Source organism: Myroides sp. 1354 (assembly GCF_030324495.1).
Lineage (GTDB): Bacteria > Bacteroidota > Bacteroidia > Flavobacteriales > Flavobacteriaceae > Flavobacterium.
Genome location: NZ_JACAGN010000016.1, coordinates 18,531 through 40,627 on the forward strand (window position 1 = coordinate 18,531; position 22,097 = coordinate 40,627).

Sequence of the window (22,097 nt, forward strand, 5' to 3'; positions counted from 1 at the left end):
GGATTTTTATTTTTGGTCGTACAACACCTAGTTATACAACCACAAAAAAAGTCAAGCAGCGAACGACTTGACTCTTTGTTATCATTTAGCAATGCAAACGCCTTCGTTTAAAAACGCGTCCAATCTGAATTTACTTGATAATCTAAGATAGGATCTACGTCATTTTGGGTTTTAAACTGTCCATAAAAAGCCGCTAAATCCGCTTCAACTTGTTGACGAGTAATCTCCACCAGTTGAGGATTAAAGTCGTCCATTTGCAAGACAAATTGAAAGCCAATAACGCGAGAAAGCATCTTGCCAATAAGCAACATATTGCGTTGTTTCACAGTACTATCCACTGTAAAATCAAAGTACGTTCGAAATAAATCCACACTTACATTGGTGCGTTCATACCCTTGTAAAAAGCGATATAGATTAGTTTCCTTCGCTTTTCGCATCAGCTTTACAATTCCTTCCGCAATTTGCGTATACAACATCTCGTTCGATCCCTCAAAAATTTGGAAAGGTCTACAATCCACTAAAGATCGCCCCGCAATATGGTCCAAGCGATACCCATTCGCCCCTGCTAATTGCAAGCTAATTTGAGCCGATTCTTGCATTAAATCCGTCACAACCGCTTTGAGTACATTAGCCTCAATACTCATCGAAGCCAAGTCGTTCTCAATGCCACTGGTCGCTACACTAAAAATACACATCCCTGAACACAGCGTATAAGCCGCTTGAATCTTGGCAATTTGATTTTTCACTGAATCAATACTCAATAGCGGCACTCCCCCTACTTGTCTTTCTTGACAATGCGCCAATGATTCGTCTAACAACCTTTGAATGAAGCCCAATCCCATGCCAGGAAATTGCAATCGACTGCGGTGTAGTGTATCGAGCATTAATTTAATTCCCGTGCTTTCGGTTACTAATTTTTGTTCAGAAGGAACGGCAATATCAATTTCATTAATACCATAGGGAATCGCATACAACCCTAGATTATTATAGCGATGCGTCATGGGAATATGTTGTTCCGCTCTGTTGTTTTCAGAAACAAAAAAGTCAATATCGCGCGATAATTCGCCATTGGGTTTGCTCTCTCTTGCAGTTACTAACCAGAAGTCAGCTGCACCACTCAACCCTTGCCAGTGTTTTTGCCCTTTAATGTGAAACATTCCCTCCTTGTGTTCAAAAGCCGTTTTCATATTCAAGGCATCACTACCATGGGCTTTCTCCGTAATCATCAAGCCTCCCATCGCCTTGTTTTCCATAAACTGGTAAAAAACGCGTTGTTGTACAGCCGGTTGTCCATACTTCGATAGCGGTTCTAAAAAAAGCGCAATATTGATCCCAAACATCAACGACAAAGGCAACGACTCATACGAAGCAGCAGCAAGGATTTGCAAGCACTCTTTTACTTGTACCCCTCGCCCACCGTGCATTGTGGGAATAGCCACTGCCAATGGCTTTTCCTCCATGATTTCCTCTATTAATTCAGCTGGAAAATCACGGGTTAATCCCATATCATTATAATTGTATTTTTCGCGAAACAAATACTTCAATCGCTTCTTGAATTCTGCGATATAAGTACTAAAATCAATGTGTTCTATTACTGCATGCATAACTATCTCCTTTTTTTCAATTAAAAATCTACCGTTGTTTGACCATTTCTTCCCCTAAGTGCCCAGAAATCGATAAACGATGAGTCATCTATAAGGACAAAAACGATCAAATACTACTTTGAACAAAAATAAGAAGCTGATTGCGAAACAAATATGATAGTTTAGATTAAAACTAGGACAAATCGTGCATCATTAACATACAACTGAAACTATATCTTCCTGTATGCTGAAGGAGTAATACCCACGTGTTTTTTAAAAAGTCGAGCAAAATAAGACGGATCGACAAAATCGAGTTCATAGGCAATGGTTGCAATGCTTTTATTGGTTTCCAGCAGTAAAAGTTGGCTGTGAATAATGGCGATTTCCAAGATCAGTTCCTTGGATGATTTTTGATACACGGAAGAAACACAGCGATTCAAGTAATTGATGGACACTTTGAGTTGATCAGCATAAAACTCGACGGTCTTGTGCTTGCTAAAATGTAAATGGACGAGTTGTTTAAACGCAATCGCAATCTCTTGTCTACGCTCAATGGATGTCGTTGAATCCGATAGCTTAATCACCTTTAAGGCAATGGTTTTGAACAAGCTTTCATACAGCTCTTTATAGGGTTTATCGCTGTGAATTTCACTATACAGTAAATCAAGCAGACTACTCAGTGCCGCACTGTTTTCCGCATTGAGGTTGAGCAAAGGAGAGATGGTAAAAATATTCAAAATCTGTGTTTCTCGAAACATGGAGGTCATGGCCTGTTCTTTAATCAACACACAATAACCTTCAGCCGATTTGTCTACAGACTCAATGGCTGAAATATAACCATAGTTACACAACAATACCGCAGGTGCTTCTACCGTAAACGTCGTCGAATCAATCCGTTGGGTAAAATAACCTTTCGTCAGGTGAATTAATAAATTATACCCAAAGAAAATAGGTGGAATTGGAATTTTGAGGTAAGGAGCAATATCCTTGAGGGAAAAAATTTTAATTGGAGTACGAATATAGATCAAATGATTCCTACTCATGTCCATGAATTTGGAAACAAACTCATCTGCATTAATTTGATTGTCTATCATACGTAATGGTATTTATTCAAAGTTCAGCAATTGAATCGAATTAACCATGAAAAATAAGAAATGAATACGCAAAAAATAAAATAACAGTCCAAATTGACCGATGCGTTGGGGTTTTGTTTTGGGCACTTTCTAGGTCTATTGCTGTGTTTACTTCGAGTTCTTTATGTGTTACATGGCTATTTTTTTAATCTCTAAAGGCATAGTCAGAAAAAAAGCGTTTGTCTTTTGACCAAGCTCATCTTGTTATCTCAGCGGGAGATACGCCTTTGGGTAGTACGGAAATTGAATGTTATTTTGAACTTATAGGGAATTAAATTGATCGATGGCGATTAATTTCCGTTGAACAGCCCACAACACTAAACCCACAATATTCTTGGTTTCTGTCTTGACAAATAATGTATTTTTATAATTTTCAACCGTCTTCGTTGCTAAAAATAACTTTTCACCTATTTCTTTTGCAGTACATTGTTTTGCTAATAGGTAAATGATATCCAATTCTCTTTTTGAAATATCGTATTGTTTACTGGCTTGTTCGCCTCTGTTATGTTGTATAGCTCCTTGTAAATAAGGGAATTGCTCTTTGCTAATATAATGTCCTTTCGTCAATACTTCCTTCAAGATCGAATGAAATTCAGCTAGTTTTACATACTTTGGCAAATAACAAGCGACGCCCATTTGAACCATATAACCAATTAAAGCTTCATTATAATGAGCAGTAAGTACGATGACGGGAATCTCAATCAGTTCTCGTTTTAATTGTTCCATCAACTCCTCTGCTGTTGAATCTCCCAATTGAAAATCCATAATAATCAAATCCGTATCTCTGCTAATCACAGCCAGATCCGCTTGAAAACTCGTTCCATTCGCAAACGTATGGATCACTTCAAAATCTGCTGATGTACCAAAGAAATTAGTCATCAATTCTAATAGTAACGTATCATCTTCAACAAGTGTAATTCTATATTTCATTTTGTACACAAATTATTATTTTAGTTCCTTTATTTTCTTTACTGCTAATCTTCATTTTACCTTGAATTAAAAACAGTCGATTTCTAATATTCTCATAGCCCAATCCTTTATGCTCATTCACTCCTCCAATGCCATTATCCTCAAGCAAGAGATACATTCCCTTTTGACTTTCCCTCAAATCAAGGTGCACCGCTGTTGCCTTTGCATGTTTAATTAGATTTGTAATTAGTTCCTGCACAATTCGAATCAATTGAATTTTATAATTGGCAGACCAATTCAGCTTTTCATGTAATTTACAGCATTTGGTCAGCCTATAATGAGCTGCTAACTTCTGAAACTGCATGAGAATCAAAACGTGTAAAAATGCCTGTTGATAAAAGGGCGGATTTAAATCATGTGCAATATCCCGTACCACAAGCAGAGTTTCCTTTATATCTTGTTCCAGTTGTTCAATTGTATCCCCCCTATTAACTTTTAATAGAATAAGACTCAACTTATTCGATATACTATCGTGTAAATCACTTCCTATGCGTTTTCTTTCATGTTCTTGCGTTTGAATATGTTTCTCAATCAACGCTTTTAAATGCTTTTTTTCCAGCTCCTCTCGCTCTTGCTTCATTTGAATCTCCTTTCGATAATTTTTTTTTAGTAAATAAATAGACGAATAGGTCATACCACTAAAGATCAAAATAGCATAAAGCAACCAAACAAATAAGTTTAAGGGATCTTCCCACGGCTTATTTGATAATAAGTGACTGTTGCATATAGAAAATGTAAGACAAGCGAGTGTAAAAGCCATAGCGTAAATTTCAGATTATTATTCCAATAAACAGAAAAAGTAAGTAGCAGATAGTAGATACAACTAAATGACGCATAGAAGAGCACAAAAAACAATAGTCCCTTAAATTTTTCAATCTCCTGATAGGAGGCTTTTATACTGTACTTTTTTAAGATCAGCAACAGAAAAGCATAGCCTATAGAGCGGCTAGGAATTGGTAAAAAGGTCGTTTTAAAGATTAACAAAAAGAGCTCCACTACAACAAGTAGAATATAAATCCATAAAAAAAACGAGTAATGCACTTGCATTTTCTGTTGTTTGTTGAGGAAAACTTTTGTCAATAAGACAAATTCGGCTAATCCAAACAAAGGAATAAAAAAATGATTGTACCCCAAGTACTTTCCACACACGTAGCTGCACACATCAAATACGAGACAAGTGAGAATATAATTTCCCAACCCTTTATGAACTGGGGATTGGTGCAAAAAAAAGTATCCATAGAGCCCTATGGATACCACTAGATTAATCGTTAGACCCTTGGTTATTACATCTACCATGGTATATAAATCCATACCTCATTAATTTTGTACCAATTTCAAATAGTTGTACAGGCCATTATCCATGATTGTAGGTTTGAATGGTGGTACTGGACGAGCGGTATCAAAAAAGGCACTAGCCTGTTTTTCTTTTCCTTCACTAAGTTGTTCCACAATCAAATCATACTGAAAATCTCGCTTTAGGATATTCTTATTTACTAATCCAAAATACAGATGATTGATTTGAGATACAGCAGTAAGGTTTGTTCGGGGAATTTGGAAAATAAGTGGCGCTGATTTAAATTTCTCCAAGGTGCGCTTTCTTCTTTTTGCATTCTTCCAACTGCTTCTGCGCTTTTCTGCCTCTTTGCTTGATATTTCATCTGAACCAATAGGACCATAGGGCACCGCAGGAAAACAGAACACATCTTTAGGCAATTGATCTCCTTTGTAGTTCTCTTCTTTATCTAAGGAATCGGGAATGATGATAAGAAAAAATTGCCCTACTATATTGTTCATCGTCTCCTTCTTGTTGATTGTTTTCTCCTTATAACCAAAATATAGTTTCAAGTGCTTTTCATCAACCAATTGATCATATACTGTACTTGCTATTTCAAATCGAAGCGGGTGTTGATACAAATAATCTACTAGTGTTGTATCCTGAGCAATTGAATACCAATTGGTAACACCTTGTTTCACCTGTTCAAACGTAATTTTTTCCATACCTAAAATGTTAACATTTGTACAAATATAACCAAATCGTTTTAACACTCTCTACACATTATCCCATCAATTTATAGATAAAAAGGGAAAAACACCTCCTAAATTAGGTATTTCTCCCCTAAAAACAGAACCACATCGAACCTAGATTTGTATCGAACTTTAAAATTATAAGTTATGGAATCAAATTTATTATCAATTTCCCAACAATTTTCGGGATTACCTATGGACTCATTAATTGGAGGTCCATTAAATGCAGCTGCGGATGCCAATGCTAAAATGGCAATGACGCAAGCAAAATTTATTTTAGACACTTGCTTTTCTAAAGGAGAAGAGAATGGTAAGGAATATTTTCTTCCTATTATGATTAGCATGGAACTTGAGCGTCCTCTTATCAAAGAAGGTAGTGATGGTACATCTACCACAGAGGTTATAAGGACTACTTTCAATTTGCCTTTAATGACTATTATGTCTATTAACTCTTTGGCCGTTGACTCCGTAGACATCAAATTTGACATGGAGGTAAGCTCCTCTTTTGCGGAAGAAAACTCCAAAGAAAAAAGTGAAAAGAAAGCGGGAGAAGCCTCATTAGAAGCGAAGATTGGCTATGGTGTTTTCTCTGCGACGATCAAAGGAAAAGCAAGTTATGACAGTAGTGAGTCTAGCAAAGAAAGTCAACACTACAAAAAGAGCAACTCTGCCAAGTACCATGTGAGTGTACACGCCGGACAATTACCGTTACCTACTGGTATTGCTACGATTATTGATGCTTTCTCAAAATCAATTGATCCGATTACAGTAGTTTCGAAACCTAAAGAAAAAAGTGCATAATAAAAAGGCATCTTTTTTTGTAACAGGTTCTGAAGCATGTTAATTCAATTAGTGAGCGCTAGAAAATAGCGCTCACTATTAAAAAATTAAAACGATGACTCAAACACCACAGCAAGACCCTTTATACACTAGAGACCAAGATTCAGAATTGAATATTGAGTCCATCATTTCTGCTCCCTTAATTGCGCTCTCTAAAGCCAATACTGTGATGCTCAATGGGCAAACACAAGCGATTCTTGACCAATATTTTGTAGCGACAAAAAAAGAAGAAGGAGAACAGAAAAAGGAAGAAAACCAGACGATTTATAAACCGAAAATGATCAACATGACGATCACCAAACCGGTGGAAATCAAGGGTGAGATGGTCAATCACGAAATGATTTTTCAAATTCCTCTTTTATCCATTGCTCCTATCAACTCCATCGCTATTGATAAGATGAAAGTTTCTTTTAATCTAGAAATTACCTCTACCACCAGCTACATCAATGGTCATAATGGAATTATTGAACGCAAAGCCCAGTTAAATGGAAAAATTTCCAATGAGAAACACGAGAGTGCAGCAGAAAAAAAATATGCCAAATCAAATCAAAAAGCATTGAAAATTGACATTCAAGCCCATGCTCTCCCTCTTCCATTAGGTATTTTGAACATTTTAGATTTATACAATAAAAATATACAACCCTTAACAACTAAAAATCATGATGCAACCTAAAACAACAACTATTGCATGTCCAGATTGCAATACTCCCATCTTACTTGAAATCAATCAACTGCTACAAGGTGGAAAATTTACTTGCTCGACCTGCCATGCTTCTATCGGTATATCCTTAGATAGCAAGAATATAGTAGAAAAGGCGGTCAAGTCTTTTGAAAAAACAAAGTTATAATTCCAAAAACAGTATCCTATGGCACTCATTAGTTTTAAAAATTTTATTCAAGCGATACACGCAGCAATCCTCTCCTCAAACGAGCAGATTATCAAACAAAATCAATCACTTTTACGCGATTACTTTGAAGAGACAGTAATTGAAATTGCAGATAAAGAAGGGCAAGTTACTTCCAAAAAAACACTAACTCCTAAAACAGTCACCTTAACCTATCCAGAGAAAAACGAAGTACCTGATAAAGACAATCAGGATAACTTTTCTCTCGTGATGACGCCTGTTGAAGTTCCTTTAATTGCCTTAGTTCCAATGACTACTTGTGGAATTGAAAAAGCTACGTTTACCACGGAATTTCAAATGCAAATCATCGAGAATGATTTACATCTCTTATTTGGTAAAGCTCCTTCGAATCTATTGAAAAAAACACCTGGCACTAACTTTGGTAAGTTAGAAATTACCCTGAGTCCACATGAAACTCCAGAAGGACTAAAACTATTGACAGAAAGTTATGAAAACTTTCTAAAAAGGCAAATCACTTAACCTACTATTACTCAACCCATAAAACTAAAAACAATGAAAATTGAACTAATCAAACCGAACACAACAAGTGAATTACTCTTGCAGTGGAAAAAATTCCAAATGAGTCTGGGCAACTACAGTGGCCCACTGAATGATCACTATGATCCTGAATTTGTAAAGGTGATTCAAAATTACCAGCAAAAAAAGCAATTACGCGCAGATGGGTATATAGGCAACCAAACGTGGTTCGCCGCCTATCAAGATGGCATGGAATTTTGTGCCAACCAAAAAAGGGAATTCCCGTTAAAACCAGCCTTTTCGCCCGTGGTGAATCAGCAAGCAAAATTTGATTTGTTTGGTGAAATACTCTTCGTCTCAAGTCCCACCAAAGACAATCCAGAAAACATTATTATTCAAAATGATTTTGAGTCGAAAAATATCATTCGAGTGGAAATTCCTCAGCTGAGAAAAATCTCCAATGGGATATACAAATCTATGCGATTTCACCGAAAAGCAGCAGACCAATTACGTGGTTTCTTTAACGAAATTGAAAAACGCAACTTGATGGATCTACTCCTCACTTACGGAGGAAGTTATAACCCAAGATTAATTCGAGGTTCAAAAACAGCCTTGTCTAATCATTCTTTTGGAACTGCTTTTGATCTTAATATGCAGTGGAATGCCTTAAACATTGAACCCGCAGCCTTAGGAGAAAAAGGATCTGTACGCGAGCTGGTTCCCCTAGCACACGAATTTGGCTTCTACTGGGGAGGACATTTTTCTCGAAAAGATGGAATGCACTTTGAAATTGCTAAATTACTATAGCCTATGAAACCATACGTAAAACCCCTCTTGCTTATACTAGGCTTCTTGTGTCATAGCTTAAGCATCGCACAGCCCTTTTCATTTACTTCCAATTCAACAGGAAATGATACGTTAAACATCAAACTTAGTTACAAAACGGATCGATTAATTATTGGAAATGTAAAACAACCCGTTGCCTTAATTGGCGTATACAAAAAGCTTATAAACAACAAGGATACGATACAAGATATTTACCAATCCATCGCTTATCTAAACTTCCCTCAACTGGATACGCTGACTTTTAAAACTCATTCCTACAGAGGATTTAAAATTCTAAACCTCAACAATGACGTATACAAAACGGATACGCAATTTTGGGAGCAATACAACTTGCCTTGGTTGGAATACCTAACCAATAACAATACAACGATTTATGTTCTCAGTGATGGTGCAATTGATCAATTAAAGTATCAGTTTTATGATCCACATCCAATTGGACCGTTTGTATTCCGTTATTTTAATATGACTAAACAACTCATGCGCACTGGTTTCGGTAAAGAAATCGAGTTTTTAGATGCATTGATTAAAAAGGGAATCTACACCTGGAACGAACAACTAGGTGCTTATCAAGCGAATACGATCAACTCACAACTAATTTCAAATTGAAATTTCCCTTCTCCTCCAATAAATTTAGTAAAAAATATGCTGCTGATTTATTGGATCAAAAAAGATAAAACATCCCCACATCCAAGCCAAGAGTCGTCCTAAAAGTGCTCTTGGCTTTTTTAAAAGTAACAGTGATGTTAGATGCTCAACCGCTGTCTACATGATTTTCTTACAGCTTATGGATACCTTATTTTGGGTAATGCGCATGGCACTAACCTCTCCTTTTTTGTTTAGCGTAAAGTCGAAATCTGCATTATTTTTTCTCCCATAGAATTTATGCTCTCCTTTTCGCTCCAACAAAATTTTTTGTCCTTCCTTTCCTTCTGCATATATGCTCAAGAATAAGTAATTATTGGCCGCTTCACGTATCTCGAATTCCCCTACCGTAATGAGTCCAATCAAGGTTGCTTTGTACACCCCCGTATACATTTTAGTCGAAGGTGAAGTTTGACTTGCATAAATTGTAAAATCTGGAAGTTGATACGTTTTATTCCTATACTTCGAAAACAAACCCAGGGCCACCTCTTCCAGTTTTATACTCCCCCCATTTGACAACAATGAAATAGACAATCCTTCAGTGGGAAAATAAATGGTAAACGAATAAAATTCATCGATATTACCTATATATCCATAGCCTATTTTATCATAAAAAGGCATTTTGTATAACCCGTATCCTATCCCTTTCTGATTGGTTCTCTTCATTTGCGTCAATGACTTTTCGGAAACTAGCTTTCCCTTGAAAAGCTCTTCCATCAATTTTGATATATCCGCTGTGGTAGATACAACGGCGCCTGCAGAAGAGATAAAACTCGGATGTGTATCTATTTCTGTCGTCCATTTTGCTCCATTATACAAATAAGATGTATTTCTTTGAGGATATTCCTTTTCACTGGTTTCACAATACGTATTTTGCAATCCTATTTTATTTACAATTCTTATGGTTACATTTTCTGCATATGTTTTTTGAGTTACATCTTCTATTATATACCCCAAAAGCAAGTAGTTGGCGTTGCTGTAAATGCGGTCTTGTTCAGGTTTAAACTCGGGTTTACCTTGTAGAATCAAATCCAACATTTCTTTTTTTGTAAATTTTTTATGCTTTGACGTATAGTAGGCATTCCACTCGAGGTAATTATAAACCCCACTGCTATGACCTAAAAGACTGGCTACTGTTATTTTATCCGCATTTTTAATCGTTGGATAATACTGATCAAGCCTTGTTTCAAGCGTTAGTTTGCCTTCCTCTATAAGTTGAAAAGTGATAATTGCCGTAAAAACTGCTGTAAGAGATCCCACTTTGTACTGATTTGAATGATTGCCCAGTTTATTGTATTCGCCTGTATAAATCGTTTTCCCTTCTTTTTGAAGCAGAACACTTCCAGAAAAAGCGTTATGTTGTTCTAAATCGCGCATCAAGCTATCCATAGACCTCGTGTAATCAGGATTTTGTGCTGACAGTAAACTAAAAATATTGAATACTACTGTTAGAAATATTTTTTTCATCTTAAATACTTATTTGATGCAAATAAAATAGGTCCTACTCCAATTTTTTCGTTCTTTTTGACCAATCGCGCTAGAATTGGGACATAAAAAACGCATCTTGTTTGTCTACGAATAACAACTGTTCGTGTAAAAAACACACAGGCGTTATAGAAAACAACTAACTTTACGTTTTTATAGAAGCATTCGTTAATGAATTCAATAGCTAGATTTAATTTATCAAGACTCTTGCTCAATGTACTTTTCGCGGGTTTAATTGTATTTGTCAGTATAAAGAACAACGGTAAAATTTTACCAGTAGGCTGCATTCTACTTTATAATGTACTTCTTTTTATACCTCCATGGATTAATAATTTCTGGTTATTTCCAAAACTTCGGCTCCATAAAAACATCCGACGCTATCTACTGAATGTCATAATACTTTTCTTCCTTTCAGTGATAATTATAGGACAGTACTTAAAATGGCTTTATGAGTACTTCGAGAAAAGCGAGTTAAGTGATTTTACAGCCTTGGCGATTCATATTTCTTTGCCTTCATCATTCGAAAAATATCAACATTACTTGGATGTTGCTCCAGGAATCATGCTATTGTTATGTATCATGACTCTGGGGTATGTGGTACAAGAATATATATTAAAAATTAAAAAAGAGGAATCGATACAAGCTCAACAAAACATTGCAGAGCTCTCTTTACTCAAATCCCAGATTAGTCCGCATTTTCTGTTTAACATTCTAAATAGTTTATACGCCCTCTCTCTTAAAACATCGAAAGAAACACCAGCTGTTATTTTAAAACTTTCTGATATCTTGCGATATTCCTTATATGAAACTCAGGAAAAAGAAATTGCCATCAGTCAAGAGATACATATTCTACATACGTATCTGGCTATTGAGCGTTTAAGAATCCCCGCTAATACTCGTATTTCATTTCGTCATGACGAGGTAAAAGATTCCATTAAAATTGCGCCCATGCTTTTACTTCCCTTGATAGAAAATGCTTTTAAACACGGTGTTGATTCTACCATTGACGTTTCTTATATTGATGCTAATTTATACTGTGATAACAACAAATTAATATTTGAATGCGAAAACAGTTTTAAAGAACGAGTTACCAAAGACAAGGGTGGAATAGGGATTGAAAACATCCGTAAACGCTTACAGTTGCTTTATCCATCAAGGCATGTATTACAAATTGTGAAAAAGGAAGATACCTTTCGTGTAACGCTTGAAATAAAATTTTAAAGAATGATGAAAATACGTTGTTTAATTGTAGATGATGAAACGCTCGCTCAGGAAGTTTTGGTTCACCATATTTCAAAATTTGATTTTTTACAGTTGGAAGGCATCTGTAATAATGTTTTTGAATTAATCCGTTTTCTCCATAAGAATAAAGAAATTGACTTGATTTTTTTGGATATCAAAATGCCAGAAATCAGCGGAACTGATTTTGTTTCCCTATTTGCTAATCCTCCTGCCATTATCTACACCACGGCGTACAACCATTATGCAGTAGAGGCCTTTAATCAAAATGCCTTAGATTATTTGTTGAAGCCCATTTCATTGGAACGATTTTCTAAAAGCATACAAAAAGCGAGTCAGTACATACGACCTGTTCACCAAGCAACTCCTCTGTCCGCTGAAAACCACCACGCTTTTTATGTAAAAAGCGATAAGCGTTTGGTCAAAATCGACCCAGCTGAATTGATCTACATCGAAGGCATGCGCAATTATATTTGCCTCTATACAGAAACAGAAAAAATAATGGTACACGGTACACTTCTTACGATTGAAGAAAACTTAAAACACCTAGACTATATTGGTAGAGTACATAAATCTTATTTTATTAACTTCAATAAGATTCATTATGTAGAGCAGCACATAATCATGTTAACCAATAAAAAAAGTATCCCCATTGGATTGAGTTACCGCGAACAGACCTATGAAAAAATCAAAATAATGTAATGATAAAAGACTTTAAAGATTAGAAAAAGAATTTAAATTGCCATTTTACTATGAAAAAAGGAGAAAGTTTACTTGCAGACAGTGAGCTTCAAAATATTGATTTTGAAGCTTTAAAACGCTTAAAAACACAATATTTCGAATACTTAGAGCAGCATCCTATCTTGTTTCCTACCCCCTTACATACAATTGATTTCATTAAACTTTTAAAGAGAAGAAACAGCGATCAATCTCATATCTATGGCCCCTACAAAAACATTAGTATCTATGAAGCTGCAAATAGGATTGCTTCTGATTTGGTTATTCTCAATGGTTTAGTAGAACTCGTCGAAATCAAGTCTGAATACAAAAAAGCTACATTTACTTTGCGTTTAGGTATAACAGATCACAAAGGACATGGTGATTTCACCATTTCACTTCATGGCGAAGACTATGAAGGAGAAGCGTTTAATGTAGCTCCCTCTTTTTTAAAAGCGAAACTGAGAAATACCTTAAAAAAATGGAAGGACAATCCTAAGTTAACCCATATCCTTATTAACGAAGATTCTTTGAAAAACAACACCTTCAAAGAGCGTGATGCCCGTGTTTTTATCGTTCGAAATTGGGAATTTTCTACTCATTAGATACATCCCCCAATACATATTCGTGTTGGAGGATGAAATCCAAAGACTTAATCGATATAGATTTGTGCCTTTGCATAGGTCCTCGCTTTACCAGCCACAATTACTCTTTTCTCTTTATTTTGACAATATAGTTCTCCGCCCCTTTCGGATATTTGACGAGCAAAAAGGGTCTCTTTACCCAATTTAGACGACCAAAATGGAATAAGTGAACAGTGAGCAGATCCGGTAACAGGATCTTCAAGAATGGTGGATTGAGGGGTGAAATATCTTGACACAAAGTCACAATCACTGCCTACTGAAGTGACCACTACACCACCTGGATCTAGATTTATCAGATCGAAAATAGAACGTTCTATTTGGATCTTTTTAATCTCCTCTTCTGAATCATAGACTAACACATAATCTCTCGATTTGAATACCGCTTTGGGTTGTATATTCAAGGATTTTGCGATAAGATCTGGAAGAGTTGAAACTTCAGGCATTCGGGAGGGGAAGTCCATGTAGTACATTCCATCCTTCACCTCTACTGTTAACGCACCACTTTTCGTATCAAAGACAATGGTGTCCTTTTTGTAATTTAAAATAGAAACTAGACAATGAGCTGCCGCTAAGGTAGCGTGTCCACATAAATCCATTTCAATCTCCGGAGTAAACCACTTTAGGTGAATCGAATCTCCTTTATCGATAAAGAAAGCGGTTTCTGCTACTGCATTCTCTCTGGTTATTTTTAATAGAACCTCATCAGGTAACCACTCTTTTAAGGGAACCACACAAGCAGGGTTACCGTGAAAAATCTCAGCGGTAAAAGAATCGATTTGGTATAATTCTAATGGCATATTTGTTGTCATTTAGGGATAAATTGTTTTATTCTCAGGTGTAACTACGTTTCCTTTATACGCCTTGAATAAACTTCATATAAGGCGCAAGGCTGCTTTGTATCGCTTCTTCAGAACTGTCTCTTTCAATGCCATAATACGCATAAAATCCCTGATAATCTGCTTTTATATAGCGAAAGGTCACTTCAAAAGGAGCCAACAACTGCTCTAGTGTATACATATACTTTCCTTCTGGGGTATATTCCTTCTCATCAATCCCTACACTAACCGCTAGTGCTACTTTTTTATTTCCCATTTTGTAGCCACTCTCGCTTCCATAAGCCCATCCATAAGTTAAAACTCCATCTAACCAAGTCTTAAACAAAGGGGGACAATTAAACCAATAGAAAGGAAACTGAAATACAATATGATCATACCCCTCTATGAGCGCTTGTTCTTTTTTGACATCGAGAATTCCATCTGGATATACCTCGTGTAAATTGTGAATATAATATTGATCAGGATATTTGCTTAATTCGTTTATCCACAGTTTATTTACTACGGAATTTTCAAAATTGGGGTGGGTTATTATAACTAACGTTCGCTTCATTTTTTATCATTTACAGTTAATATTAGAGCAAAAATAGAGCGTTTTATTAGCATTTCGTATCTTTGAGCCCAATTGTTAGATACTATCAAAAAAGTAAGTAATGACTAAAATTAAAGAAACCTCTACCCATTTTGAGAACAAAAAAGTTCTTGAGAATACGTGTAATGAAGTTTATGCTACCAGTATCATTGGCGGGCAATGGACCATGGCTATTTGTTGCTATTTACTCGAGGGGAAGATGCGTTTTGGAGCGATTAAAAAAGTATTGCCCAACATCACAGAAAGGGTACTAACCCTCCAATTGCGCAAATTAGAAGAGCATGGGATTATCTCGAGAACGGTGTATCCCGAAGTTCCTCCCCGAGTGGAATATGAATTAACAGCGATTGGTCTAAAACTATCTCCTATCATTAAAGCCTTAGGCGATTGGGGTGCTGAACACAAAAAGCTATAAATCCTTTCTATTATAGCTCACTCAACAGGACTATTCTTTCTCATTGACAATCATGTACCTGTTTCAAACACATTCTTGATTCAAGTTCTATAAATTCAAGCCTATTGCTTAAAAAACAATATGAATCTAACGTCCTATCTTTTCTCGGTAGTCTCTTACTCTATTTCGTTGAATTAAAAAGTTTTATATTCAGCTTATTCTATTTTTATTCTAACAAAACATGCTTCTCTCTAAAAGCATTGAACTTTTTAGCCTGAACTTCCCAAGGCTTTCTCCATTACTTAATCCAACAAAAACTCTAATTAGCAGTAGGTAAACGTATGATGGACAAAATTGATTACGCTAAAAAAAGGAATAATCACAATACTAAAATAGTACATCCTTATATATAGGCAGATTAACTTTTAAAAACAAAATTCAAAAAATATTCAAAATTGCCTAATACTTTTGAAACTATACTATTAACCCTTTTCAATTAAATAACGTATGAAAAAGATGAGCTTCCGAATTCTAGTTTGTGTATTTTTACTACTCACTTTCTCTTCTTGTAGAAACGACGATGATAATCCAATTCCCACTTTGCAGTTTAATAGTTGGTTTCTGAATTAGTTTCCTTTTCAACTCTATATTATTGTTGCGTATAACACATTAGCAACAAAGAATATATCTTTTCCATTTGAATTAGCCATTAATTCTTTATTTTTGAAAGAAATCCAATCAAAAACTAAGTCATGTCAAACCTCGCAAAAGATATTTTATTTGGTATTTCAGTAGCAGATGCACTAGGAGTGCCTGTTGAGTTTAAAAGTCCTGCAGACATTAATCTAGCTTCTGTACAATCGAATTATCAAGATATATCCAACCGCTTTCTTCCTTTCGGTTCTTGGAACAAGCCCGTTGGTACTTTTAGTGATGATTCTTCTCTAACTTTTTGTACAGCTGAATATCTAGCAGCTGGTGAAACAGACTTAAACGATCTGATGGATCGCTTTAAACAGTGGTTAAAAGAGGGGTATTGGACAACAGACGGACACACTTTTGATGTAGGGAGAACGACCTTATTCGCTATTGAGAATTTCATTGCGGATTACAATTGGAGAACGACTGGACTCAACACGGAACGCGATAATGGCAATGGTTCATTGATGCGTATAGCTCCTCTACTTCTTCCACTTTTATATGATCAAACGATTACAGATCCTTATCAATATATATGCGACTTTAGCAGTGTAACTCACGCTCATTCCATATCGGTAGATAGCTGTTTTATCTACCTGATGTATGCAAAACAGTTATATTACGCGAAAGATACGGCTTTGGCTTTCGTCAAAATGAAGGAAGAATTAGGGATTAATTATGTCAAAAACCCTGTATTCAAACGTCTTTTTTCTGAGGACTTTTTATCCCTTTCTCCTACTCTTTTCAATAGTCAAGGTTATGTGGTGGGAAGTTTAGAAATTGCCATGCACAGCCTTCTGACAACGAATAGTTACGAAGAAGCAATCTTACAAGCCATTTCACTGGGTAAGGATACAGACACCAATGCAGCCATTACGGGCGCTTTAGCTGGGCTTTTATATGGATACGACAGTATTCCTTCTCATTGGATTGACCCCCTCAAAAGAAAAGAGGATATTGAAGCATTAGCCAATCAACTCTATGCTACTTGTACAAGGGTATAATTTTTTACAACCAGACAACGAATAGAGCAATCAGAAAACTACTTTTTCTATCCACAAGTTAACAATTGTAATAGGCTTCGGGTATATTGACCTTTTTCTTTGTCATTGACTCCAATTGCTTGGCTAAGGAATCGAAGAAATACGTATCTACTGCAGTAAAAACATAGAGGTAATCCTCCGTTTTAAAATGTACAATTAAATCGGCATATCCACCTCCTTTTGCAGGTAACACATTCTGAAAAGTAAAATTTTTAATTTTATCGAGGTCTAGAATCAAGGCTGTATCCTGACCTACAAATCCAATTTTATGATTCCTTTCATCCAGCCAAATCCCAGACTGATTTCCTTGGGATTCTATAATCTTCGTAGGAATGTGTTTTACTTCATCTCTTTCCTTATAACTCACTTGAAGATTCAATCGCTCGGAAAAAGGTAGAAATTCTGTTAGTTCCATCACGGCTTCATAATCCTCATTTTCTAGAAAATAATCGTATTCGCGTTTATTGTAGAAATGAAGAGAAGTACTGCCATCGTCATAACTATGTACTGCGTCATAGGTATAACAAATAGAAGCGCTTATCCCTTGTGTTAATTCAAATTGCAAATAACACTGATCCTCTCTTTCATAGCCGTATTGACTAACATCAATGCTATCGTCTATCCAGAGTTCACGCAATTCGCGATAGCTTGTATCGCTATTGGTTTCATCGTATAGGTTAACGAAATATTCTTGTATAGGCCGATTGGCACTCGAATGATCTGCATAAATCTCCAATTGATGGATTAGAATTCCCTCTATTCGAACAGCGTATTTAAACCGCAAATATTTAGTACCGTAATCCGTCAAATAGGCTTCTACTAAACCTGAGGCTTCCAATTGTTCGTAGGTAATATCCCAAGAGATGCTTTGTTTGGGTGTTGCATATACTTCATAGCCCAAATCACCATCGTCAATATACTCCTCTAAGATTTGATAATTTTGATGTGTTTGTTTGGCCCAGATTTTTACTTTATCATCTTCTTTCTTGGTTTTACACACGGCAAAAAAGGCATCATCGTCAAAGTGAAATCGACTAGACAGCTCTTGATACATCGCTTCAAATCCCTTTAACTCCGTTGAAATATACCGTTGATATTCGGCAAAAACGAAGAGGTAAGGAACATGACCTAAAACTTGTGCATAGGCATATTTTAGGGTGTGAATCGCTATTGTTTCAATTTCTTGATGGTCAGTATAAAAAAGGGTGTCTCCTTCTATCCAGGTTTCTTTGTGATCCATTGACTATTTTTCTTTTTTATTTTGCAAAGCTAGCTGTTCTAGCGATCAAACAAAGGGTTATATATCTTCTACCAATATCCAATTGTAGAAACAACCAATTATCTTATAATGTTTCAATTAATACGCGTGTTCGATCATAGGGAGATTCCCAAAAGCGCTTGATTTTTGATTCTAAGCCATTTTCTTTCATCAGGGATTCATCATAAGAATCTTCGGGGAAGAAATTCACCTCTCCAGATTGAATGGATAGGGAGAATCCCTCTGGTTGTGCCTCAAAGTATCCTTCTGATTTCAACTCGCGCAAAACATCCAAAAGAAGTAAATCCATCGCCTTGCGCTCTACTTCTGTTTTCACTTCTAGCAAGGTTTCCGCTATCGGCATGTATACCTGATATTTCATTTGCTCTGGATTCCACAGTTTGTCAAAATCAAGGGGTTGTTGTTCAATTTCAGACTTAAAGTCGTTAAAACTTCCAGCAGCTATTTTGTATCCGTTGTTCTTTGGATCTTTAACCAGAATCAAACCGTATACATCATCCTTTTGTTCTTGTGCCTCAGCGATTAATTGGTTGAAGAAGGTTTTCACGGTATCAACCAAACCTGGTTTATAGCCTTGTAAGTTGCTATAAACGGCCGTAATTTGTTGGAAATTTACTTCAGCGTGATTTCCTCTCTCCTCCACTGCTTGGTCAAGCATTTCAGCAAAGGTTACTTGTAAATCAATCAAATGGTCATCTTCTAGTAAAAAAAGCTGCTGATTCTCCACATTTGCCAGTAAGAGATTTTCATTGTATTCATCTCCTATAGCGAGGAAATTGGCATAGCCCAACTCTTGGATCATTTCATTTTGTTCGATAAAATCATCTTCTTCATTAAAAACAGCCCAAAATACATTTGGATTAAATCCAAAGGCTTCCAAATATGCAATAAAAAATGGGGGAATGTCGTGGGCTAAACGATTCTTTAAGGTGGCTATTTCATCCGCATGCAATCCCAGGCCTTCTTCATAATTACCTTGTGCTTTCAGCTGATCTACTCTATTTTTCATCTTGTCTTACTTTTACTTGCTTTTCTTTCCAAAATAACGCAATTAACAGCAATGAATTGCTCCCTAAAATCAGTGATTTTATTTATATGGGGATCAGAGTTATCAATCATCAGTGATCCGTTCACAATAACTACTCTATTTTCTATGATTCCTAAAAAGAAGAGTTAACGCTTCTTCTTTTCCTTTCAACATCCAAGATGCACCAAATGAAAACAAAGCAAGAGTTTCTCCGATAAATACAAATTGAGCAATAGTGGTTAGCGTTTCTAGTGGTTTTCCAAAAGCTGCTAATAAGATTCCAATCCAGATCAAAATTCCACAGAGGTTGTATAGCGATCTAAACTTAGTTGTTTCTGATTTAAATATATAAAAACAAAAGACACTTAATATAATAAACAGAATTAAAGCTGAAGCAGTGTGAATAATCTGATTAAAACTAGTATACTCCCCATTAAGTGTATATTGTAACATATCCACTGCTAATTTTTCAGGAGACGTATGACCGCTTTCTAAAGTATGAGGTGAAGTAGGGAATAAAGCAATTAAAATTGCACATATTGCTGCAATTCTAGCTAAACTTTTCTCCACTCTATTTTTCTTCTTATCACTAGGATTCTCAGTATCAGGGGTTGTAGAATAACATATCATCATTAACCCTATTGCAATAAGAATACCCGTAAATATTTCTCTATTATTAGTGAAATAATTATGACTTATTGAAGTTTCAAGACGACAACATTTCACAACGCTTAGTATTAAAATTAATGTAGGGAGAAGAAATGCTAAAAACCCAATCAAAAATATAATCTTTTTCCCTGTTTCTTCAGGATTTCGCTTTTTAATTGCTTGTTTCATACTATAATTTTTTAATAAAAATTAAATATAAACATATTTTAACAAAATAATATATTAAATTTATTTTTAAACGTAGGTATTGTATTTTGAAATGAAGATTAAACTAAAAATTATTCATTAATCACTCTATTTTGAACCTTGAATCCTTAACAATGGGCAAAATTATAAACAAATACCCATAGACTAACGCATGAAAAGAATGTATACGAGATTTGAATTGTCTTTCAACACAACTAAAAACAAAAAAAGCGTTGAAATAACGCTTTTTTATATATAACTCTATTAATTCAATCTCCAGTTATACCCAACACCTACCGTAAATGGAAATAATTCATTATCCATGCTGATGTAAGGATCGTCTTTAACTGCGTCATAATTATCTCTAAATTTCTGAGAGCGAACAGGAATAAAAAATCCTGTAGTGATTTTGTTGCCCTGCTTTCCAACGTGAATATCAACATTCACACCAAAGCTCATCCCGTAAGAAACCATATTATATTCTGAAGCACCATCTACTTTTAGTACTCCATTATACCCATAAAGAACTGTAGGATTAACAGACAAACGCTCGCTCGCTTTTATTTTATAAGAAGCTCCTATATTCCAACCTGCTTCTTCTAAATTGTATCCCAAACCTGCAAAAACACCAATATTTTTAACCGGTAAGTATTCAATTTTACCACCTATTCCACCATAATCCAATCCCAATCCTAATCCCATATAAAGCTTATTTGGATCATCATAGCTCCTAGTAGGAGCTTCTTGTGCAAAAGCTGTAGAAGTAACAGCCATAAAAAGAAAACTAAAACTTAGTTTTTTTAAAAAAGTATTCATAGTAAGATATAATAAATAATTTAAATGCGCTTGAATAAGAAGATACACACTCTCCTCCTCAACCTACTTCGTTAAATAAAATAATTTGAGGATGCAATATTAAGAATTTTAACTCACTCTAATGTTAAAAATGTTAAATAAATTACCGCCACATGACTCCCCTCATAATGTACATCGATTTAGCTAGTACATTCTCATCTTCTATTCCTCAATTTTATTTTAAAACCACCAATTTTGGGGATATGACACCTTTCATTAATAAGGTACATTTACGCTTGAATGAAGAATCTTTATCTAAACTAAAAAGATAGGCAAATGACAACTTTAAACGAAATTGAAAAGGAATTAGAAATACAATACCCTCCTCTTTATAAAAAACTATTTGCTGATGGTATGTTGGATTTAGGTCCAACAGGAATGGATTGGTCTAGGATTACCTTTCCTAAACTCAAACAACAACCACCTCTGCTGTTGTTTGGAGAAGATATTGAAATTTGGAATCCCACAGAATACAAAGCTGGGATCTTGGAGATTAAAGACCTAGAGGTATACGATATTGCAACAAAATATCACTTCGTTCCCTTTGCTAAAAATGGAGCAGGTGATTTATACGTTTTTCAATTCGATTTGCAAAATGGCGAGGATATTCCCATTACTTTTTTTCCGCATGACGATTGTGAAGCTGAAATTTTAGCGAAAAACTTACAAGACTTTATTTTTAGACAATTGGTAGAAGCAACGCGAGAAATAGACGATTGCGCTATGGTTTTTGAAGAAGAGGAAAAGGAAATCAAAATCAATTTTCAAAGCCAACTGCATACCCATCGTCCTTATCTAACTGTACGACAGATAGAAATCTTAGAGGAAATATACGAAAGAAAAGTAACAGAATATGCCTATACATTGCCCAATGGTAGCAAAGCAACAGCAGAAGGATTGGCAACCTTTGAGGAAGTGGAAGAAATTATAAAACGCGAAATTAACTTCAATCACCTCAACACTAAATTTGATTACACGATTTAACATTAAAGCCAAGAAATACAGTAACCCTCTT

Annotated in this window: 24 protein-coding genes; 12 read left to right on the forward strand and 12 right to left on the reverse strand. The window is 35.6% G+C overall.

Features of this window, described 5'->3' with window-relative positions:
• Positions 1-107 precede the first annotated feature (107 nt).
• The 5 genes from HX004_RS14510 to HX004_RS14530 form a co-directional block, all read right to left on the reverse strand.
• Positions 108-1,604, reverse strand: coding sequence for an acyl-CoA dehydrogenase family protein (locus HX004_RS14510; protein ID WP_286443320.1), 1,497 nt, complete (start codon positions 1,602-1,604; stop codon positions 108-110).
• 209 nt (positions 1,605-1,813) lie between these two features.
• The gene (locus tag HX004_RS14515; RefSeq protein ID WP_286443321.1) at positions 1,814-2,677 is read right to left on the reverse strand and encodes a helix-turn-helix domain-containing protein; all 864 of its coding nucleotides are present in this window, start codon (positions 2,675-2,677) and stop codon (positions 1,814-1,816) included.
• A gap of 300 nt (positions 2,678-2,977) precedes the next feature.
• On the reverse strand, positions 2,978-3,646 hold the full coding sequence (locus HX004_RS14520; protein ID WP_286443322.1) for a response regulator transcription factor: 669 nt from the start codon (positions 3,644-3,646) through the stop codon (positions 2,978-2,980).
• The gene (locus HX004_RS14525) at positions 3,636-4,445 is read right to left on the reverse strand and encodes a sensor histidine kinase (protein WP_286443323.1); all 810 of its coding nucleotides are present in this window, start codon (positions 4,443-4,445) and stop codon (positions 3,636-3,638) included. Before HX004_RS14525 ends, HX004_RS14520 begins: the two co-directional genes overlap by 11 nt.
• 557 nt (positions 4,446-5,002) lie before the next feature.
• Positions 5,003-5,683, reverse strand: a complete 681-nt coding sequence (locus tag HX004_RS14530; protein ID WP_286443324.1) for a hypothetical protein — start codon at positions 5,681-5,683, stop codon at positions 5,003-5,005.
• A gap of 174 nt (positions 5,684-5,857) precedes the next feature.
• Between HX004_RS14530 and HX004_RS14535 the strand changes: the two genes are divergently transcribed.
• The 5 genes from HX004_RS14535 (at position 5,858) to HX004_RS14555 (ending at position 9,384) form a co-directional block, all read left to right on the forward strand.
• Entirely contained in the window at positions 5,858-6,511 is a 654-nt protein-coding gene (locus HX004_RS14535; RefSeq protein WP_286443325.1) for a DUF2589 domain-containing protein, read from the forward strand.
• 94 nt (positions 6,512-6,605) lie between these two features.
• Positions 6,606-7,223 (forward strand): DUF2589 domain-containing protein, encoded by a 618-nt coding sequence (locus HX004_RS14540; RefSeq protein WP_286443326.1) that lies wholly within the window; start codon positions 6,606-6,608, stop codon positions 7,221-7,223.
• A gap of 193 nt (positions 7,224-7,416) precedes the next feature.
• On the forward strand, positions 7,417-7,935 hold the full coding sequence (locus tag HX004_RS14545; RefSeq protein WP_286443327.1) for a DUF2589 domain-containing protein: 519 nt from the start codon (positions 7,417-7,419) through the stop codon (positions 7,933-7,935).
• 33 nt (positions 7,936-7,968) lie between these two features.
• Complete coding sequence (locus HX004_RS14550; RefSeq protein WP_286443328.1) at positions 7,969-8,739, forward strand: M15 family metallopeptidase; 771 nt, start codon at positions 7,969-7,971, stop codon at positions 8,737-8,739.
• Positions 8,740-8,742: 3 nt separating this feature from the next.
• A complete protein-coding gene (locus HX004_RS14555; RefSeq protein WP_286443329.1) occupies positions 8,743-9,384 on the forward strand; it encodes a hypothetical protein in 642 nt (213 codons plus the stop codon).
• A 156-nt stretch (positions 9,385-9,540) separates the two neighbouring features.
• Here the strand turns inward: HX004_RS14555 and HX004_RS14560 are convergent, their stop codons facing one another.
• Positions 9,541-10,887, reverse strand: coding sequence for a serine hydrolase domain-containing protein (locus HX004_RS14560; protein WP_286443330.1), 1,347 nt, complete (start codon positions 10,885-10,887; stop codon positions 9,541-9,543).
• 189 nt (positions 10,888-11,076) lie between these two features.
• On the opposite strand from HX004_RS14560, the gene HX004_RS14565 reads away from it, so the two are divergent.
• From HX004_RS14565 to HX004_RS14575, 3 genes are read left to right on the forward strand one after another with little or no spacing between them, the layout of a single operon-like run.
• Entirely contained in the window at positions 11,077-12,126 is a 1,050-nt protein-coding gene (locus tag HX004_RS14565; RefSeq protein ID WP_286443331.1) for a sensor histidine kinase, read from the forward strand.
• A gap of 3 nt (positions 12,127-12,129) precedes the next feature.
• Positions 12,130-12,846, forward strand: coding sequence for a LytR/AlgR family response regulator transcription factor (locus tag HX004_RS14570; RefSeq protein ID WP_286443332.1), 717 nt, complete (start codon positions 12,130-12,132; stop codon positions 12,844-12,846).
• 50 nt (positions 12,847-12,896) lie between these two features.
• The gene (locus HX004_RS14575) at positions 12,897-13,466 is read left to right on the forward strand and encodes a hypothetical protein (protein ID WP_286443333.1); all 570 of its coding nucleotides are present in this window, start codon (positions 12,897-12,899) and stop codon (positions 13,464-13,466) included.
• 47 nt (positions 13,467-13,513) lie between these two features.
• On the opposite strand, the gene HX004_RS14580 is transcribed toward HX004_RS14575, so the two are convergent.
• Entirely contained in the window at positions 13,514-14,302 is a 789-nt protein-coding gene (locus tag HX004_RS14580; RefSeq protein ID WP_286443334.1) for a PhzF family phenazine biosynthesis protein, read from the reverse strand.
• Positions 14,303-14,357: 55 nt separating this feature from the next.
• Positions 14,358-14,891, reverse strand: coding sequence for an NAD(P)H-dependent oxidoreductase (locus HX004_RS14585; RefSeq protein ID WP_286443335.1), 534 nt, complete (start codon positions 14,889-14,891; stop codon positions 14,358-14,360).
• 100 nt (positions 14,892-14,991) lie between these two features.
• Between HX004_RS14585 and HX004_RS14590 the strand changes: the two genes are divergently transcribed.
• Positions 14,992-15,345, forward strand: a complete 354-nt coding sequence (locus tag HX004_RS14590) for a winged helix-turn-helix transcriptional regulator (protein WP_286443336.1) — start codon at positions 14,992-14,994, stop codon at positions 15,343-15,345.
• A gap of 731 nt (positions 15,346-16,076) precedes the next feature.
• Positions 16,077-17,027, forward strand: a complete 951-nt coding sequence (locus tag HX004_RS14595) for an ADP-ribosylglycohydrolase family protein (protein WP_286443337.1) — start codon at positions 16,077-16,079, stop codon at positions 17,025-17,027.
• Positions 17,028-17,085: 58 nt separating this feature from the next.
• Here HX004_RS14595 and HX004_RS14600 read toward each other — a convergent pair whose 3' ends face one another.
• The 4 genes from HX004_RS14600 to HX004_RS14615 form a co-directional block, all read right to left on the reverse strand.
• The gene (locus HX004_RS14600; protein WP_286443338.1) at positions 17,086-18,306 is read right to left on the reverse strand and encodes a hypothetical protein; all 1,221 of its coding nucleotides are present in this window, start codon (positions 18,304-18,306) and stop codon (positions 17,086-17,088) included.
• A 103-nt stretch (positions 18,307-18,409) separates the two neighbouring features.
• Positions 18,410-19,354, reverse strand: a complete 945-nt coding sequence (locus HX004_RS14605) for a hypothetical protein (protein ID WP_286443339.1) — start codon at positions 19,352-19,354, stop codon at positions 18,410-18,412.
• A 135-nt stretch (positions 19,355-19,489) separates the two neighbouring features.
• Positions 19,490-20,209: a DUF998 domain-containing protein gene (locus HX004_RS14610; RefSeq protein WP_286443340.1), complete on the reverse strand. Its 720-nt coding sequence runs from the start codon at positions 20,207-20,209 to the stop codon at positions 19,490-19,492.
• Positions 20,210-20,491: 282 nt separating this feature from the next.
• Complete coding sequence (locus tag HX004_RS14615; protein ID WP_286443341.1) at positions 20,492-21,043, reverse strand: hypothetical protein; 552 nt, start codon at positions 21,041-21,043, stop codon at positions 20,492-20,494.
• Between the two features lie 152 nt (positions 21,044-21,195).
• Between HX004_RS14615 and HX004_RS14620 the strand changes: the two genes are divergently transcribed.
• Both HX004_RS14620 and HX004_RS14625 read left to right on the forward strand, forming a co-directional pair.
• The gene (locus tag HX004_RS14620) at positions 21,196-21,354 is read left to right on the forward strand and encodes a hypothetical protein (RefSeq protein WP_286443342.1); all 159 of its coding nucleotides are present in this window, start codon (positions 21,196-21,198) and stop codon (positions 21,352-21,354) included.
• Positions 21,355-21,358: 4 nt separating this feature from the next.
• Positions 21,359-22,066, forward strand: coding sequence for an SMI1/KNR4 family protein (locus tag HX004_RS14625; RefSeq protein ID WP_286443343.1), 708 nt, complete (start codon positions 21,359-21,361; stop codon positions 22,064-22,066).
• Positions 22,067-22,097: the final 31 nt, after the last annotated feature.